Raw genomic sequence first — 14,795 nt, 5'->3', positions numbered from 1 at the left:
CCCACCCCCGTTTGCGAGACACCGTGCACCTCCCCAAGGCAGAACTCCACCTCCACATCGAAGGCACCCTCGAACCCGAGCTGGCCTTCGCGCTCGCGGAGCGCAACGGAGTGACCCTGCCGTACGCCACCACCGACGAACTGCGCGCCGCCTACGAGTTCGAGGACCTCCAGTCCTTCCTCGACCTCTACTACGCGCTGATGGCCGTCCTGCGCACCGAGGAGGACTTCGCCGAACTCGTCGACGCCTACCTCGCCCGCGCCGCCGCCCAGGGCGTGCGGCACGCCGAGATCTTCTTCGACCCGCAGGCCCACACCGCCCGGGGCGTCCCGATCGGCACGGTCGTCGAAGGGCTCGGCCGGGCGCTGGAGCGCAGCGAGGAGACCCACGGCGTCTCCACCCAGCTGATCATGTGCTTCCTGCGCGACCTGTCCGCCGAATCGGCCCTCGGCACCCTGGACGCGGCCAAGCCCTATCTGCACCGGATCAGCGCGATCGGCCTGGACTCCGCCGAGGTCGGCCACCCGCCCGCCAAGTTCCGCGCGGTGTACGAGGAGGCCACCGCCCTCGGCCTGCGCAAGGTGGCCCACGCGGGGGAGGAGGGCCCGCCGGAGTACATCCGGGAGGCCCTGGACATCCTCGGCGTCGAGCGGATCGACCACGGGCTGCGCTGCATGGAGGACCCGGAGCTGGTGGCCCGGCTGGTCGCCGACCGGGTGCCGCTCACGCTCTGCCCGCTCTCCAACGTGCGCCTGCGCACGGTCGACAAGCTCACCGACCACCCGCTGCCGCGCATGATGGCCGCGGGGCTGCTCTGCACGGTCAACTCCGACGACCCCGCCTACTTCGGCGGGTACGCCGGAGACAACTTCGACGCCGTCCGCGACGCGCTCGCCCTCGGCCCGGAGCAGTTGCGCACCCTGGCCCGCAACTCCTTCGAGGCGGCCTTCCTCGACCACGACGAGGAACGCCGGGCGCGCTATCTGTCCGAGGTCGAGGCGTACGCGTTCGACTGACCGGATCCGCTGTCCGGACCGGCCGTCCGGATCGCGCTGCGCACCAGCCGCCTGCGCCGCAGGGCCGGTACGCGCAGCTCCGTGACGGCCTGCTCCGGCGAACCGAGCTTCGGCACCGCGCCGGACAGACCGCCGCCGGTGGTGGCGGCGAGCAGGGCGGCCGGGGCGCCACCGCGGCGGCGCACCGAACCGGGCACCAGCGGACGGCCGCCGGTGTGCAGCGCCACCGCGGTCACCGGCGCGGCGACCAGCAGGGTGGCCGCCCCCAGGATCAGCCCCATCACCGGATAGCCGGCCTCCTCGGAGAGCACGCTGCCCAGCAGCGGACCGCAGGCCACCCCCACGGAGGAGGCGGAGCCCGCCAGCACCGCCCAGCGGCCGCGTACGTCCAGGGAGGCGGCGAGCCCGATGAGGTAGGAGAGGACCACCGGGTAGAAGGCGTTCCACAGCACCTCGCCGGTCGCGAACGACCCGAGGTCCCGGGCCGAGGAACTGAGCACGATGCTCGCCGCGATGACCACGGTCCCCAGTCCGATCGGCACCGCCCGGCCGAGCCGGGCGCCGAGCAGCCCCGCGCCCATGACGCCCAGCAGTCCCGCTCCGAGTGCGGCGGCGAAGACGGCGCCGACGGTGACCTCGGTCAGCCCCGCCTGCGTGATGCCGATGCGGCTGCTCACGCCCCACAGCGCGTTCTGCGCCATGGACCAGACGAGCATGCCGGCCGCCAGGACGAGCCCGGAACGGCGGTGCGGGAGCCGGCCGGTGACCGGTGACGTGGTCTCCTCGGCCGTCGTCGCACCGCCGAGCCGGGCGGTCGCGGGCCAGACGAGCAGGGCCACCAGGGCGATGGCGGCGAACGGAAGCCGGTGGCCGCCGCCGAGGTGGGGGATCGTCAGATAGAGGACGCCCGCCGTGGCGGACACGGTGAGCAGCCCGAGCGAGGACGTCCGGTGCGGGTCGCGCCGGGCGGCGATCCCGGCCGCGGCGACCGCCGTGACCGTACCCGAGCCGAAGCCGCCGACCACCACGCCGAGCACCACCAGGGGTACGGATCCGGCGAGCGCGGCACAGCCGTAGCCGACGGCGGCCAGCAGCAGCCCGGCGCGGGCGGGGGTGCGCGCCCCGTACTGCTCGACCCGGCCCGCCAGGCTGAAGCCGGCACCGGCCGAACTGAGGAGCAGAGCACTGCCGACGAGGCCCGCCTGGGCGGGACTCAGCCCGAGATGGGCGCTGAGCCGGCCGACGACGGTGGGGAGGAGGTAGGAGGCGAGGTAGCCGGCGGTGAAGACGGCAACCAGGGGCCACGCGGCACCGGGGCGCGAGGACATGGGCGTTCCTGAAGACATGCCTGAGAAGGCAGGGGAGGGGAGGGGGAGGGGTACTGCGAGAAGGCATGGGGGTACTGCGGGAAGGCATGCGGGTACTGCGGAGGTAAGGCGATATGCCAGGAGATCGCGGCTCTCGTCGGACAACGTGCCCGAAGGTGCTCGCGGGGCAATTTGTATCAAGCGCTCCCGGCTCCTCGAAAGCCGCCCCGATGTGATCTGGGTCACTTATGCGTTTATGCAGGGAAACCCCGGGTATTAGCGCATGTTTATGCAGGTCAGGCGTGCTGCGAACACATGGGCGCGGACACTGCGTTCCCCTGCGCGGATCGGGCAGACTGGCCGCATCTCACACGGTCCGGATCCGGCCGAGATCCGCCGCACGACCCCGGGAGCGCACGGTGAGCACAGAGACTCCGGGCATCGACCCGCTGCTGGCGCTGCGCGCCCCTCGCGACCCCGCCTGCGACGTCTTCCTGACGGGCACGGTCTTCCTCGACATCGTCTTCACCGGCCTGGACAGCGCGCCCGTGCGCGGTACCGAGTCCTGGGCCCGGGGGATGGGATCCAGCCCGGGCGGCGTCGCCAACATGGCCACCGCCCTCGCCCGCCTCGGGCTGCGCACCTCGCTCGCCGCGGCCTTCGGCGACGACCACTACGGGGAGTACTGCTGGGACGCCCTGGAGCAGGGCGAGGGCATCGACCTGTCGATGTCGCACACCGTCCCCGGCTGGCACTCGCCGGTCACCGTCTCGATGGCGTACGAGGGCGAGCGCACGATGGTCTCCCACGGCCACGAGGCCCCGGCGCCCACGGGGGCCGCCGGGTCTGAGCGAGGCGCGGCCCCCGCGTCCGAACCCGCCGCGCCCGAACCTCCCGCGTCCGAACCCGCCGCGCCCGGCCCGGCCTTCCCGCGCTGCCCGCCGCGTGCCCGGGCCGCCATCGCCTCGCTCGCCCCGGGCCGGGCCGAGCCCTGGGTGGCCACCGCCGCCCGGGACGGCGCGCTGATCTTCGCCGACGTCGGCTGGGACGAGACCGGCCGCTGGGACCTGGACGCCCTGCCCGACCTGGCGCACTGCGAGGCGTTCCTGCCCAACGCCGAGGAGGCGATGCGCTACACCCGTACCGACTGCCCGCGCGCCGCCGCCCACGCGCTCGCCGAACGCGTCCCGCTCGCCGTGGTCACCCTGGGCGCCGAGGGCGCGTACGCCGTCGACGGGCGCACCGGCGCCGCCGCGGCGGTGCCCGCCATCGAGGTGGAGGCGCTGGATCCGACCGGCGCCGGGGACGTGTTCGTCGCCGGATTCGTGACCGGCACCCTCGCCGACTGGCCGCTCGCCGACCGGCTCGCCTTCGCCGGACTCACCGCCGCCCTCTCGGTCCAGGAGTTCGGCGGCTCGCTCTCCGCCCCCGGCTGGGCCGAGGTCGCCGCCTGGTGGCAGCGGATCCGCACCTGCGCGGGCCAGGACCCCGCCGCCCTGGAGCGCTACGCCTTCCTGGACGACCTCCTGCCCACCACGGCCCGCGCCTGGCCGCTGCGGCGCGCGGTGCCCACGATCGGCTTCCGCCAGTGAGCGGGCGCCGGCCGGGCCGCGCACCGCGGCCCGGCCGGGCCGCACACACGGGCGGTAAAAGCACTCCGTGTTGTCAGCGCCAGGTCGTAGGCTTGGTAATCCAGAGGTTGTCGAGCAGCGAGAACCCTGCAACGGGAGGTATGCGCAGGCCATAGGGCCGGCCCATGACTCAGTCACCCACACAGCCGCAGGCGCGTGCCCAGATCAGGATCCCGGCCGCACACCCCATGGTGATGCTCCTCGGATCGGGCGACTCGCTGTTGCGCGTGATCGAAGAGGCTTTCCCGGCGGCCGACATCCATGTCCGGGGCAACGAGATCAGTGCCACGGGCGAGGCCGCCGACGTCGCTCTCATCCAACGCCTGTTCGACGAGATGATGCTCGTGCTCCGCACCGGAGCGCCGATGACGGAGGACGCAGTGGAACGGTCGATCGCCATGCTCAGGGCGGCCGGCAACGGACAGGGAGAGCCGCAGGGCGAGACGCCCGCCGAGGTGCTCACGCAGAACATCCTCTCCAGCCGCGGCCGCACCATCCGCCCCAAGACGCTCAACCAGAAGCGGTACGTGGACGCGATCGACGAGCACACGATCGTGTTCGGCATCGGTCCCGCCGGTACGGGCAAGACCTACCTCGCCATGGCCAAGGCGGTCCAGGCGCTCCAGTCCAAGCAGGTCAGCCGGATCATCCTGACCCGGCCGGCGGTCGAGGCGGGGGAGCGGCTCGGCTTCCTGCCGGGCACCCTGTTCGACAAGATCGACCCGTATCTGCGTCCGCTCTACGACGCACTGCACGACATGCTCGACCCCGACTCGATCCCGCGGCTGATGGCGGCGGGCACGATCGAGGTCGCGCCGCTGGCGTACATGCGTGGCAGGACCTTGAATGACGCGTTCATCATCCTCGACGAGGCGCAGAACACCAGCGCCGAGCAGATGAAGATGTTCCTCACCCGCCTCGGCTTCGACTCCAAGATCGTCATCACCGGTGACATCACCCAGGTCGACCTGCCGAGCGGTACCAAGAGCGGGCTGCGGCAGGTCCAGGAGATCCTGGAGGGCCTGGACGACGTGCACTTCTCGCGCCTCACCTCCCAGGATGTCGTCCGGCACAAGCTCGTCGGCCGTATCGTCGACGCGTACGAGAAGTACGACAGCCGAAACGGTCAGCAGGACGGTCGGGCGGAAGACCGCCAGGACGGCCGACGCGACCGTCGAAAAGGGAAGTAGTCGCAGCGCACCATGTCGATCGACGTCAACAACGAGTCCGGAACCGAGGTCGACGAGCAGGCGATCCTCGACATCGCCCGCTACGCACTGGCCCGGATGCGGATCCACCCGCTGTCCGAGCTCTCGGTGATCGTGGTGGACACCGACGCCATGGAGCAGCTGCACATCCAGTGGATGGACCTTCCCGGTCCGACCGATGTCATGTCCTTCCCGATGGACGAGCTGCGTCCGCCGGCCAAGGACGACGAGGAGCCCCCGCAGGGGCTCCTCGGTGACATCGTGCTCTGTCCGGAGGTCGCGAAGAAGCAGGGCGAAGAGGCGCCGACGCAGCACTCCATGGACGAGGAGCTCCAGCTCCTGACCGTCCACGGAGTGCTGCACCTGCTGGGGTACGACCACGAGGAGCCGGACGAGAAGGCCGAGATGTTCGGCCTCCAGGCCGCCATCGTGGACGGCTGGCGCGGGGAGCACGGGCTCACCGGCGCGTCCCCGGCCCCCACCGTCTCGTGAGCGCGCCCTTGATCGTCGGCGCGGTTCTGCTGGTCATGGTCGGCTGGCTGGCCGCCTGCGCCGAGGCCGGCATCGCCCGCACCTCCAGCTTCCGGGCGGACGAGGCGGTCCGGTCCGGCCGGCGCGGCAGCGCCAAGCTCGCCCAGATCGCCGCCGACCCGACCCGCTATCTCAACGTCGCCCTGCTGGTGCGGGTCGCCTGCGAGATGTCGGCCGGAGTCCTCGTCACGTACGCCTGCCTCCAGGAGTTTCCCGAGACCTGGGAGGCGCTGGCCGTCGCGATGGGCGTGATGGTCCTCGTCTCCTACGTCGCCATCGGCGTGTCCCCGCGCACCATCGGCCGCCAGCACCCGCTGAACACGGCCACGGCGTCGGCGTACGTGCTGCTGCCGCTAGCCCGGATCATGGGGCCGATCCCGCAGCTGCTGATCCTCGTCGGCAACGCGCTGACCCCGGGCAAGGGGTTCCGCAAGGGCCCGTTCGCCAGCGAGGCCGAGCTGCGGGCCATGGTCGACCTCGCCGAGGCGGAATCGCTCATCGAGGACGACGAGCGCCGCATGGTGCACTCCGTCTTCGAGCTGGGCGACACCCTGGTCCGCGAGGTCATGGTGCCGCGCACCGACCTCGTCTCCATCGAGCGCTACAAGACGATCCGCCAGGCCCTCACCCTCGCCCTGCGTTCCGGCTTCTCCCGGATCCCGGTCACCGGCGAGAACGAGGACGACGTCGTCGGGATCGTCTATCTCAAGGACCTGGTCCGCAAGACGCACATCAACCGCGAGTCCGAGGCCGACCCGGTCTCCACCGCGATGCGCCCGGCCGCCTTCGTCCCCGACACCAAGAACGCCGGTGACCTGCTGCGCGAGATGCAGCAGGACCGCAGCCACGTCGCGGTCGTCATCGACGAGTACGGCGGCACCGCGGGCATCGTCACCATCGAGGACATCCTGGAGGAGATCGTCGGCGAGATCACCGACGAGTACGACCGGGAGCTGCCGCCCGTCCAGGAGCTGGAGAACGGCTGCTACCGGGTCACCGCCCGGCTCGACATCGGAGACCTCGGCGACCTCTTCGACCTCGACGAGTACGACGACGAGGACGTGGAGACCGTCGGCGGTCTGCTCGCCAAGGCGCTCGGCCGGGTGCCGATCGCCGGCGCCTCGGCCACGGTCGAGCTGCCCGACGGCCGCAGGCTCCGCCTCACCGCCGAGTCCCCGGCCGGCCGCCGGAACAAGATCGTCACGGTGCTCGTGGAGCCGGAGCACCAGGAGACCGAGGAGAAGGAAGCGGTATGACGCCGGAGCGGCTGCGGGCCTTCTGCCTGGAGTTCAACGCGAGCGTGGAGGAGTTCCCGTTCGGCCCGGAGACCTCCGTGTTCAAGGTGCTCGGCAAGCTGTTCGCCCTCACCGCGCTGGACGGACGGCCGCTCACGGTCAACCTCAAGTGCGATCCCGACGAGGCGATCCGGCTGCGCGGGACGCACCCCGCGATCGTGCCCGGCTGGCACATGAACAAGCGCCACTGGAACACGGTCACCGTCTCCGGCGTCCCCGACCGGCTGCTGCGCGAAATGATCGAGGACTCCTACGACCTGGTGGTCGCCGGCCTCCCGAAGGCGGAGCGGCTGCGCCTGGACCGGCCGTAGGACGCGCACGCGAACGGGCCCGCTCCTCCCCCGTGGGGAGCGGGCCCGTCCTCGTACCGGCCGGGTGGTCAGCCGCGCCGCAGCCCGGCCGCCACCGCCGCGCCCGCCGCCAGCAGGACCGCCCCGGCGACCGCCACCACCGTGCGTACGCCGTCGAACAGCGTGTCCTGCGTCGTGGCCAGCACCCCGAGCAGCGGGATGCCGACGGTCAGGCCCACCTGCTGGGTCGTGGTGACCAGCCCCGTGGCCAGGCCCTGCTGCTCGTTCGGGATGCCGGAGGTCACGGTCAGTCCGTACGCGATGATCGCGCCCAGGTGGCACATGCTCGCCAACGACACCGCCGCCGTGGCCAGCCACACGCCCGACTCCGTGCCCAGGCCCAGCAGCGCGCCGATGAACAGGCCCTGGCCGAGCAGCGACAGCGCCAGGGTGCGGCGTGCGCCGATCCGGCCGATCACCTTCGGCGCGTACATCCCGGCCACCACCGACAGCACGCCCTGCACACCGAAGACCAGCCCGGTGGCGAACGGCGAGAGATCCAGGACCTCCTGGAGGTACAGGGTCAGCACGAAGACGACCGTGCTCATCATCGAGAAGGTCAGCAGACCGCCGAGGTTGCCGAACGCCACCGTCCGCCGCCGCAGCATCGGCAGCGACACCAGCGGGGCCGCCGAGCGGGACTCCACCACGACGAACGCGGCGAGCAGAGTGACCCCGAGGACCAGCGTGACCAGCACGTCCGCGCCGCCGAAGCCGCGCTCCGCCGCCGTCGACAGCGCGTAGATCAGTGCCAGCAGACCGCCGGTGACGCTCACCGCGCCCGGTACGTCCAGCCGGGGCCGGTCCGTCGTGCGCGACTCCTCCAGCACCTTCGGGGCCGGTACCAGCACCACGGCCGAGGCCAGGGCCAGCAGCCCCATCGTGGAGCGCCAGCCCAGCGTCTCGGTCAGCACACCGCCCGCGACCATGCCCACCGTGAAGCCGAGCGACAGCAGCGTCCCGCTGATCCCGAGCGCCCGGTCACGCAGCGGCCCCTCCGGGAACGTGGTGGTCAGCAGGGACATCCCGGTCGGCACGATGACCGCGGCCCCCAGCCCCTGGAGCGCCCGCCCGGCGAGGAAGGAGGCCGGGTCCCAGGCCAGCGTCGCCAGCAGGGACGAGCCACCGAAGACGGCGAGCCCGGCGAGGAACAGCCGGCGCCGCCCGTACAGATCGGCGATCCGCCCGAACAGCAGCAGGAAGCCCCCCGACGGCAGCGCGAACGCGGTGATGGCCCACTGGAGGCCCGTGGTGCTCAGCCCCAGGTCCTTGCCGAGCACGGGCAGCGCCACGTTCAGTACGGAGAAGTCGAGGGCCACCATGAACTGGGCGGCACACAGCACGAAGAGGACCAGCCGGGCCCGGCCGGAGAGCCGCGGCGGCACGGAAGCCACGGGGGGAGAAGCAGCGGGAGCAGCGGAGGTGGAAGGGGATTCGATCGCCATGCGGTCCACCCTGCGGCGGCCGGAATAACCGTGGGGAGCGGGAACTTATCCTGTTGCCCGCACCACCAGGCAGGCGCACGCACGGACACAGGGGGAGTACGTGGCCGCACCGGCCCGGCAGGCGACGGACGACACGAAGGCGCACCGCCTCGCCGAACTGCGCGAGTTCCTGATGAGCCGCCGGGCCCGCGTCACCCCGGCCGAGGCGGGCCTGCCGGACGGCGGCGCCCGTCGCCGCACCCCGGGCCTGCGCCGCGAGGAGGTAGCGGTCCTCGCCGGGGTCGGCGTCTCCTGGTACCAGTGGCTGGAGCAGGGCCGCGACATCACCGTCTCCCCGCAGGTGCTGGACTCCGTCGCCCGCGTGCTGCGGCTCAGGAGCGCCGAGCGCCGCCATCTGTACGTGCTGGCCGGGCTGAACCCGCCGCCGGCCGAGGTCGATCCGGCCGACGCCGACATGTGCGAGGGGCTGACCCGGCTCATCGACGCCTGGATGCCGTATCCGGCCCACATCATGGACCGGTACTGGAACACCGTCCTCTACAACGACGCGGCCGCCGCGGTGCTCGGCATGCGCCCCGGGATCCCGCAGAACTGCCTGGTCGCCTTCTTCACCGACCCCGTCTACCGCGCGCGGACCGGGGAGAGCTGGGCGGCGCTCGCCCCGCGGGTGGTGGCCCAGTTCCGGGCGGCCTGCTCGGAGTGTCCGGACGACGACGGCTTCCGGGCCGTTGTGGAGGAGCTGAAGGCGGTCAGCGCGCTCTTCGCCGAACTGTGGGAGCGGCGCGACATCGCCCCCGCCGGGCAGAACCGCAAGGAGGTCGAGCACCCGCTCGTCGGCCGGCTGGTCCTGGAGGCCACCCAGCTGCGGGTGCCGGCCCGGCCGGACCTGGCGATCGTGCTGCACACCCCGCTGCCCGGCACCGGCTGCGAGGCCAGGCTCCAGTGGCTCGCCTCGCCCGAGGGCCGGCGCGGCTCGATGTACCCGGTGCCGGGGTGACCCGCTCGGCCGGCCCGCCGCCCGCTTCGTATGCTCGTGCCATGACCGACACCACCGACACCGCCGGCCTCGACGCCGAGGACCGCAAGATCGTCACCCTGGCGCGCAGCGCCCGCGCCCGCAACGGTGTGCCCGAGGGCGCGGCCGTACGCGACGAGACCGGACGTACGTATGTCGCGGGCACGGTGGCGCTGGAGTCGCTGAAGCTCAGCGCGTTGCAGACCGCCGTCGCCATGGCGGTGGCCAGCGGCGCCACCTCGCTGGAGGCGGCAGCGGTCGTCTCCGCCGCCGAGACGCCCTCCGACGACGACCGCGCCGCGGTGCGGGACCTCGGCGGACCGGACACCCCGGTGCTGCTCGCGGCCCCGGACGGCACGCTGCGCGTACGCGTCACGGCCGGCTGAACGACCGCTCCGGCGGCCGTTCCGCCCGGCCCTCCGGCGCGTCCCGGCGTACCGCTGTACGAGAGCGCCGCCGGGATCGGGGAGAATGGTCGCCATGAGCGCTCGACCGAACCAAGAATCCGCTGCCCCGCAGGCGGAGACCACCTCCCCCCACCGGGCAGGCTTCGCCTGCTTCGTGGGCCGCCCCAACGCCGGCAAGTCCACCCTCACGAACGCTCTCGTCGGTCAGAAGGTGGCGATCACCTCCAACCGCCCCCAGACCACCCGGCACACGGTGCGCGGCATCGTGCACCGTGACGACGCGCAGCTGATCCTGGTCGACACCCCCGGCCTCCACAAGCCGCGCACGCTGCTGGGCGAGCGGCTCAACGACGTCGTGCGGACGACCTGGGCCGAGGTCGACGTGATCGGCTTCTGCCTGCCCGCCGACCAGAAGCTCGGCCCCGGCGACAAGTACATCGTCAAGGAGCTCGCGGGGATCAGGAAGACCCCCAAGATCGCCATCATCACCAAGACCGACCTGGTCGAGTCCAAGGCGCTGGCCGAACAGCTCCTCGCCGTCTCCGCGCTCGCCGACGAGCTGGGCTTCGAGTGGGCCGAGATCATCCCGGTCTCGGCGGTCAAGGACCAGCAGGTGGGCCTGCTCGCCGATCTCATCGCGCCGCTGCTCCCGGTGAGCCCGCCGCTCTACCCGGAGGGCGACCTCACCGACGAGCCGGAGATGGTCATGGTCGCGGAGCTGATCCGCGAGGCCGCGCTGGAAGGCGTACGCGACGAGCTGCCGCACTCCATCGCGGTCGTCGTCGAGGAGATGCTGCCCCGCGAGAACCGTCCGGCGGACAAGCCGCTGCTGGACATCCACGCCAACGTCTACATCGAGCGCCCCAGCCAGAAGGGCATCATCATCGGCCCGAAGGGCCAGCGGCTGAAGGACGTCGGCACCAAGTCCCGCAAGCACATCGAGGCGCTGCTCGGCACGCCGGTCTTCCTGGACCTGCATGTGAAGGTGGCCAAGGACTGGCAGCGCGACCCGAAGCAGCTGCGCAAGCTCGGGTTCTGAGGCGCCTGGCAGCAGGGGCTGATCTCACGCGCCCTCCTTGAGGACGCGTGAGATCAGCGTGCGCTGCGCCCCGGTCAGATCGGGGTCAGCGCAGTACACGGTGCGGCCGTCGACCGTGATGGCGTACCGGAAGCCGTCCGGCACCCCGGCCGGCGGGGCGTCCCGCGCCGCGCCGAGCACGTCCTTCGCGAGCGCCTGCCACTCGGCGGCGTCCGCCCGGCCCTCGGTGTCGACCTCATGGCGGCGGGCGATGCCGGCGAAGCCGCCGGTCCGGCTGACCTGAATACGCATGGGGTCCTGTCTATCGGGGGCCGTGACCGCACTCAACCCCGCCTCCTCGGCGGCCGGTTCACGCCCGGGTCGGAACGCCCACCTCCGACCAGGCCTTGAGAACCGCCTCCCGCTCGTCGCCCTCGCCGAAGCGGTCGCCCGCCGCCGCGACCGTCAGCCGGGCGAACTCCGCGAAGTCCGCGTTGGCCGTCAGCTCGCCGCCGGTCAGCACGTCGAACCAGATCTGCCCGGCGCGCTCCCAGGAGTTGCCGCCCAGCGCGGTGGCCAGGAGGTAGAACGCGCGGTTGGGGATGCCGGAGTTGAGGTGGACCCCGCCGTTGTCCTCCTCCGTCTCGATGTAGTCGTCCATGGAGGCCGGCTGCGGGTCCTTGCCGAGGACGTCGTCGTCGTACGCCGTGCCCGGGGCCTTCATCGAGCGCAGCGCCTCGCCGCTGACCCGGGGCGCCAGCAGCCCGGCCCCGATCAGCCAGTCGGCCTGCTCGGCGCTCTGGCCCAGCGAGTACTGCTTGACCAGCGAGCCGATGACGTCGGACACGGACTCGTTGAGCGCGCCGGACTGGCCCTCGTAGCGCAGGTTGGCGGTGTACTGCGTCAGGCCGTGGGCCAGCTCGTGGGCGATCACGTCGACCGCGACGGTGAAGTCGAGGAAGATCTCGCCGTCGCCGTCCCCGAAGACCATCTGCTCGCCGTCGAAGAACGCGTTGTTGTACTCCTCGCCGTAGTGCACGGAGCCGATCAGCGGCAGGCCCCTGCCGTCGATCGAGCTGCGCCCGTACGCCGAGAGCAGCAGTTCGAAGGTGGCGCCGAGGCCGGCGTACGCGCGGTTGACGCTGGCGTCCGAGGTGGGCTTGTCGCCCTCGTCGCGGACCTTGGCGCCGGGCAGCGTGGTGCCGTTCCCGCAGTCGTACAGGGTGCGGTGGGGCTTGGTCGGCACCGCACCCGCGGTCGGTGCGGCCGGGGCGGCGGCGAGCGCCGTCATCCGGCGGCGGTTGCGGCGCAGGCCGTCCGCCTCCAGGGTGCGGCGGGCCGGGTCCGCGAGCCGGGCGTCGGCGGACCGGGACAGGTGATCGAGGACGTGGGGCGGAACGATGGTGCAGAAGACGGGGTGGAGCTCGCCGTCGGTTCGAAGGTGCATACACCGACTGTGGCACTCCGTCACCGTCCTGTCACTGGTTGCGACGATGATTGACGAAATGGAGTGATGAGTCACTGTTTACCCGTCATCGATGTCCGGTCCCGCATACTGATACGGACCGACACCACGGGCCACACTCGGTTACGCTCGTCGCATCATGCGTTTCGGGCTGCTTCTCCTTAGCTGCCGCGGCGAGGGCCTGTAGTCGTAGGCCGACCCCCTCCCCGCGGAGTCTGGTGCTGCAGCGACACAGTCGGCCGACACCCGCTGGACCGAGGAGCCCTACGCCATGACCACCGTGAATCCCGCCGGTAACACCGTGAACCCTTCCGGTAATTCTGTCGGCCGCCCCACCCCGATCACCAACGCGACGCAGCTGCAGAAGCCGTCCGGGATGCCGGTCCACAAGTACGGCGGCTACGAGGCCGTCGACATCGCCGACCGCACCTGGCCGGACAACCGGATCACCGTGGCGCCCCGCTGGCTGTCCACCGATCTGCGCGACGGCAACCAGGCCCTGATCGACCCGATGTCCCCGGCCCGCAAGCGCGAGATGTTCGACCTGCTGGTGAAGATGGGCTACAAGGAGATCGAGGTCGGCTTCCCGTCCTCCGGCGAGACCGACTTCAACTTCGTCCGCTCCATCATCGAAGAGGGTGCGATCCCCGAGGACGTGACGATCTCCGTCCTGACGCAGGCCCGCGAGGAGCTGATCGAGCGCACCGTGGAGTCGCTGGTCGGCGCGCGCCGGGCCACCGTCCACCTGTACAACGCCACCGCCCCCACCTTCCGCCGGGTCGTCTTCCGCGGCTCGCGCGAGGAGGTCAAGCAGATCGCGGTGGACGGCACCCGGCTGGTCATGGAGTACGCCGAGAAGATCCTGGGCCCCGAGACGATCTTCGGCTACCAGTACAGCCCGGAGATCTTCACCGACACCGAGCTGGACTTCGCCCTGGAGGTCTGCGAGGCCGTCTGCGACGTGTGGCAGCCGGAGGAGGGCCGCGAGATCATCCTCAACCTGCCCGCCACCGTGGAGCGTTCCACGCCCTCCACCCACGCGGACCGCTTCGAGTGGATGTCCCGCAACCTGACCCGCCGCGAGCACGTCTGCCTGTCGGTCCACCCGCACAACGACCGGGGCACCGCCGTCGCCGCCGCCGAGCTGGCCGTCATGGCCGGCGCCGACCGTATCGAGGGCTGCCTGTTCGGGCAGGGCGAGCGCACCGGCAACGTCGACCTGGTCACCCTGGGCATGAACCTGTTCTCCCAGGGCGTCGACCCGCAGATCGACTTCTCGCAGATCGACGAGATCCGCCGCACCAGCGAGTACTGCAACCAGATGGAGATCCACCCGCGCCACCCCTACGCGGGCGATCTGGTCTACACCGCCTTCTCCGGCTCCCACCAGGACGCCATCAAGAAGGGCTTCGACGCGATGGAGAAGGACGCGGCGGCCCAGGGGAAGACGGTCGACGAGATCGAGTGGGCCGTGCCGTATCTGCCGATCGACCCGAAGGACGTCGGCCGCTCCTACGAGGCCGTCATCCGCGTCAACTCGCAGTCCGGCAAGGGCGGTATCGCGTACGTCCTGAAGAACGACCACAAGCTGGACCTGCCGCGCCGGATGCAGATCGAGTTCTCCCGGATCATTCAGGCCAAGACCGACGCCGAGGGCGGCGAGGTCACGCCGGCGCAGATCTGGACCACCTTCCGGGACGAGTACCTGCCGAACCCGGAGAACGCCTGGGGCCGCATCCAACTGCGCTCCGGCCAGACCACCTCCGACACCGACGGCACCGACACCCTGACCGTCGAGGCGGTCGTGGACGGCGTCGACACTGCCCTGACCGGCTCCGGCAACGGCCCGATCTCCGCGTTCTTCGAAGCGCTGCAGGCCATCGGCATCGACGCCCGGCTGCTGGACTACACCGAGCACACGATGAGCGAGGGCGCCTCCGCCCAGGCCGCCTCCTACATCGAGTGCGCGATCGACGGCAAGGTCCTGTGGGGCATCGGCATCGACGCCAACACCACCCGCGCCTCGCTGAAGGCGGTCGTCTCCGCGGTCAACCGCGCGGCCCGCTGACCCGTCCGGGGCCCCGGGGATCTCCGCGTCCGCCCCTTC

14 protein-coding genes are annotated in these 14,795 nt (G+C 71.6%); 10 read left to right on the top strand and 4 right to left on the bottom strand.

The window, feature by feature from the left end:
• The first annotated feature begins 23 nt into the window (after nt 1-23).
• Entirely contained in the window at nt 24-1,016 is a 993-nt protein-coding gene (locus KV381_RS10570) for an adenosine deaminase (RefSeq protein WP_218785106.1), read from the top strand.
• On the opposite strand, the gene KV381_RS10565 is transcribed toward KV381_RS10570, so the two are convergent.
• Nucleotides 980-2,344 carry an MFS transporter gene (locus tag KV381_RS10565; protein ID WP_218785105.1) on the bottom strand — a complete coding sequence of 455 codons (1,365 nt, stop codon included), beginning with the start codon at nt 2,342-2,344 and terminating at the stop codon, nt 980-982. The two genes, KV381_RS10570 and KV381_RS10565, sit on opposite strands and share 37 nt — an antisense overlap.
• 398 nt (nt 2,345-2,742) lie before the next feature.
• Here KV381_RS10565 and KV381_RS10560 point away from each other — a divergent pair, with 398 nt between their 5' ends.
• The 5 genes from KV381_RS10560 (at nt 2,743) to KV381_RS10540 (ending at nt 7,299) form a co-directional block, all read left to right on the top strand.
• Nucleotides 2,743-3,915, top strand: a complete 1,173-nt coding sequence (locus tag KV381_RS10560) for a carbohydrate kinase family protein (protein ID WP_030626053.1) — start codon at nt 2,743-2,745, stop codon at nt 3,913-3,915.
• Between the two features lie 164 nt (nt 3,916-4,079).
• Nucleotides 4,080-5,144 (top strand): PhoH family protein, encoded by a 1,065-nt coding sequence (locus tag KV381_RS10555; RefSeq protein ID WP_078611071.1) that lies wholly within the window; start codon nt 4,080-4,082, stop codon nt 5,142-5,144.
• Nucleotides 5,145-5,156: 12 nt separating this feature from the next.
• Nucleotides 5,157-5,654, top strand: a complete 498-nt coding sequence (gene ybeY, locus KV381_RS10550) for an rRNA maturation RNase YbeY (RefSeq protein WP_003969265.1) — start codon at nt 5,157-5,159, stop codon at nt 5,652-5,654.
• On the top strand, nt 5,651-6,949 hold the full coding sequence (locus KV381_RS10545) for a hemolysin family protein (protein ID WP_030077933.1): 1,299 nt from the start codon (nt 5,651-5,653) through the stop codon (nt 6,947-6,949). Before ybeY ends, KV381_RS10545 begins: the two co-directional genes overlap by 4 nt.
• Nucleotides 6,946-7,299, top strand: coding sequence for an MmcQ/YjbR family DNA-binding protein (locus KV381_RS10540; RefSeq protein WP_030077935.1), 354 nt, complete (start codon nt 6,946-6,948; stop codon nt 7,297-7,299). The genes KV381_RS10545 and KV381_RS10540 overlap by 4 nt, the downstream gene beginning before the upstream one ends.
• Nucleotides 7,300-7,367: 68 nt before the next feature.
• Here the strand turns inward: KV381_RS10540 and KV381_RS10535 are convergent, their stop codons facing one another.
• Nucleotides 7,368-8,783, bottom strand: coding sequence for an MFS transporter (locus KV381_RS10535; protein WP_098026514.1), 1,416 nt, complete (start codon nt 8,781-8,783; stop codon nt 7,368-7,370).
• Between the two features lie 100 nt (nt 8,784-8,883).
• Here KV381_RS10535 and KV381_RS10530 point away from each other — a divergent pair, with 100 nt between their 5' ends.
• From KV381_RS10530 to era, 3 genes are all read left to right on the top strand, one after another.
• Nucleotides 8,884-9,780: a helix-turn-helix transcriptional regulator gene (locus KV381_RS10530; protein WP_030077940.1), complete on the top strand. Its 897-nt coding sequence runs from the start codon at nt 8,884-8,886 to the stop codon at nt 9,778-9,780.
• 41 nt (nt 9,781-9,821) lie between these two features.
• Entirely contained in the window at nt 9,822-10,184 is a 363-nt protein-coding gene (locus KV381_RS10525) for a cytidine deaminase (protein ID WP_030077942.1), read from the top strand.
• Between the two features lie 85 nt (nt 10,185-10,269).
• Entirely contained in the window at nt 10,270-11,244 is a 975-nt protein-coding gene (gene era / locus KV381_RS10520; protein WP_373461013.1) for a GTPase Era, read from the top strand.
• Nucleotides 11,245-11,268: 24 nt separating this feature from the next.
• Here era and KV381_RS10515 read toward each other — a convergent pair whose 3' ends face one another.
• Both KV381_RS10515 and KV381_RS10510 read right to left on the bottom strand, forming a co-directional pair.
• Nucleotides 11,269-11,535, bottom strand: coding sequence for a protealysin inhibitor emfourin (locus tag KV381_RS10515; protein ID WP_193463940.1), 267 nt, complete (start codon nt 11,533-11,535; stop codon nt 11,269-11,271).
• 58 nt (nt 11,536-11,593) lie between these two features.
• The gene (locus KV381_RS10510) at nt 11,594-12,670 is read right to left on the bottom strand and encodes a M4 family metallopeptidase (protein WP_030077947.1); all 1,077 of its coding nucleotides are present in this window, start codon (nt 12,668-12,670) and stop codon (nt 11,594-11,596) included.
• Nucleotides 12,671-12,959: 289 nt separating this feature from the next.
• Here KV381_RS10510 and leuA point away from each other — a divergent pair, with 289 nt between their 5' ends.
• Nucleotides 12,960-14,756, top strand: coding sequence for a 2-isopropylmalate synthase (gene leuA / locus KV381_RS10505; protein ID WP_098026513.1), 1,797 nt, complete (start codon nt 12,960-12,962; stop codon nt 14,754-14,756).
• The last annotated feature ends 39 nt before the right edge of the window (nt 14,757-14,795 follow it).

This window comes from Streptomyces sp. WY228 (assembly GCF_019287315.1).
Taxonomy (GTDB): domain Bacteria; phylum Actinomycetota; class Actinomycetes; order Streptomycetales; family Streptomycetaceae; genus Streptomyces; species Streptomyces caviscabies.
This window is presented reverse-complemented; position numbering and strand designations above follow the sequence as displayed.

Bases quoted from the DNA above. Each gene is read 5' to 3' on its own strand.
- KV381_RS10565 (WP_218785105.1), bottom strand. From the start codon at position 2,344: ATGTCCTCGCGCCCCGGTGCCGCGTGGCCCCTGGTTGCCGTCTTCACC.
- KV381_RS10555 (WP_078611071.1), top strand. From the start codon at position 4,080: ATGACTCAGTCACCCACACAGCCGCAGGCGCGTGCCCAGATCAGGATC.
- ybeY (WP_003969265.1), top strand. From the start codon at position 5,157: ATGTCGATCGACGTCAACAACGAGTCCGGAACCGAGGTCGACGAGCAG.
- KV381_RS10540 (WP_030077935.1), top strand. From the start codon at position 6,946: ATGACGCCGGAGCGGCTGCGGGCCTTCTGCCTGGAGTTCAACGCGAGC.
- KV381_RS10535 (WP_098026514.1), bottom strand. From the start codon at position 8,783: ATGGCGATCGAATCCCCTTCCACCTCCGCTGCTCCCGCTGCTTCTCCC.
- KV381_RS10525 (WP_030077942.1), top strand. From the start codon at position 9,822: ATGACCGACACCACCGACACCGCCGGCCTCGACGCCGAGGACCGCAAG.
- era (WP_373461013.1), top strand. From the start codon at position 10,270: ATGGTCGCCATGAGCGCTCGACCGAACCAAGAATCCGCTGCCCCGCAG.
- KV381_RS10515 (WP_193463940.1), bottom strand. From the start codon at position 11,535: ATGCGTATTCAGGTCAGCCGGACCGGCGGCTTCGCCGGCATCGCCCGC.
- KV381_RS10510 (WP_030077947.1), bottom strand. From the start codon at position 12,670: ATGCACCTTCGAACCGACGGCGAGCTCCACCCCGTCTTCTGCACCATC.
- leuA (WP_098026513.1), top strand. From the start codon at position 12,960: ATGACCACCGTGAATCCCGCCGGTAACACCGTGAACCCTTCCGGTAAT.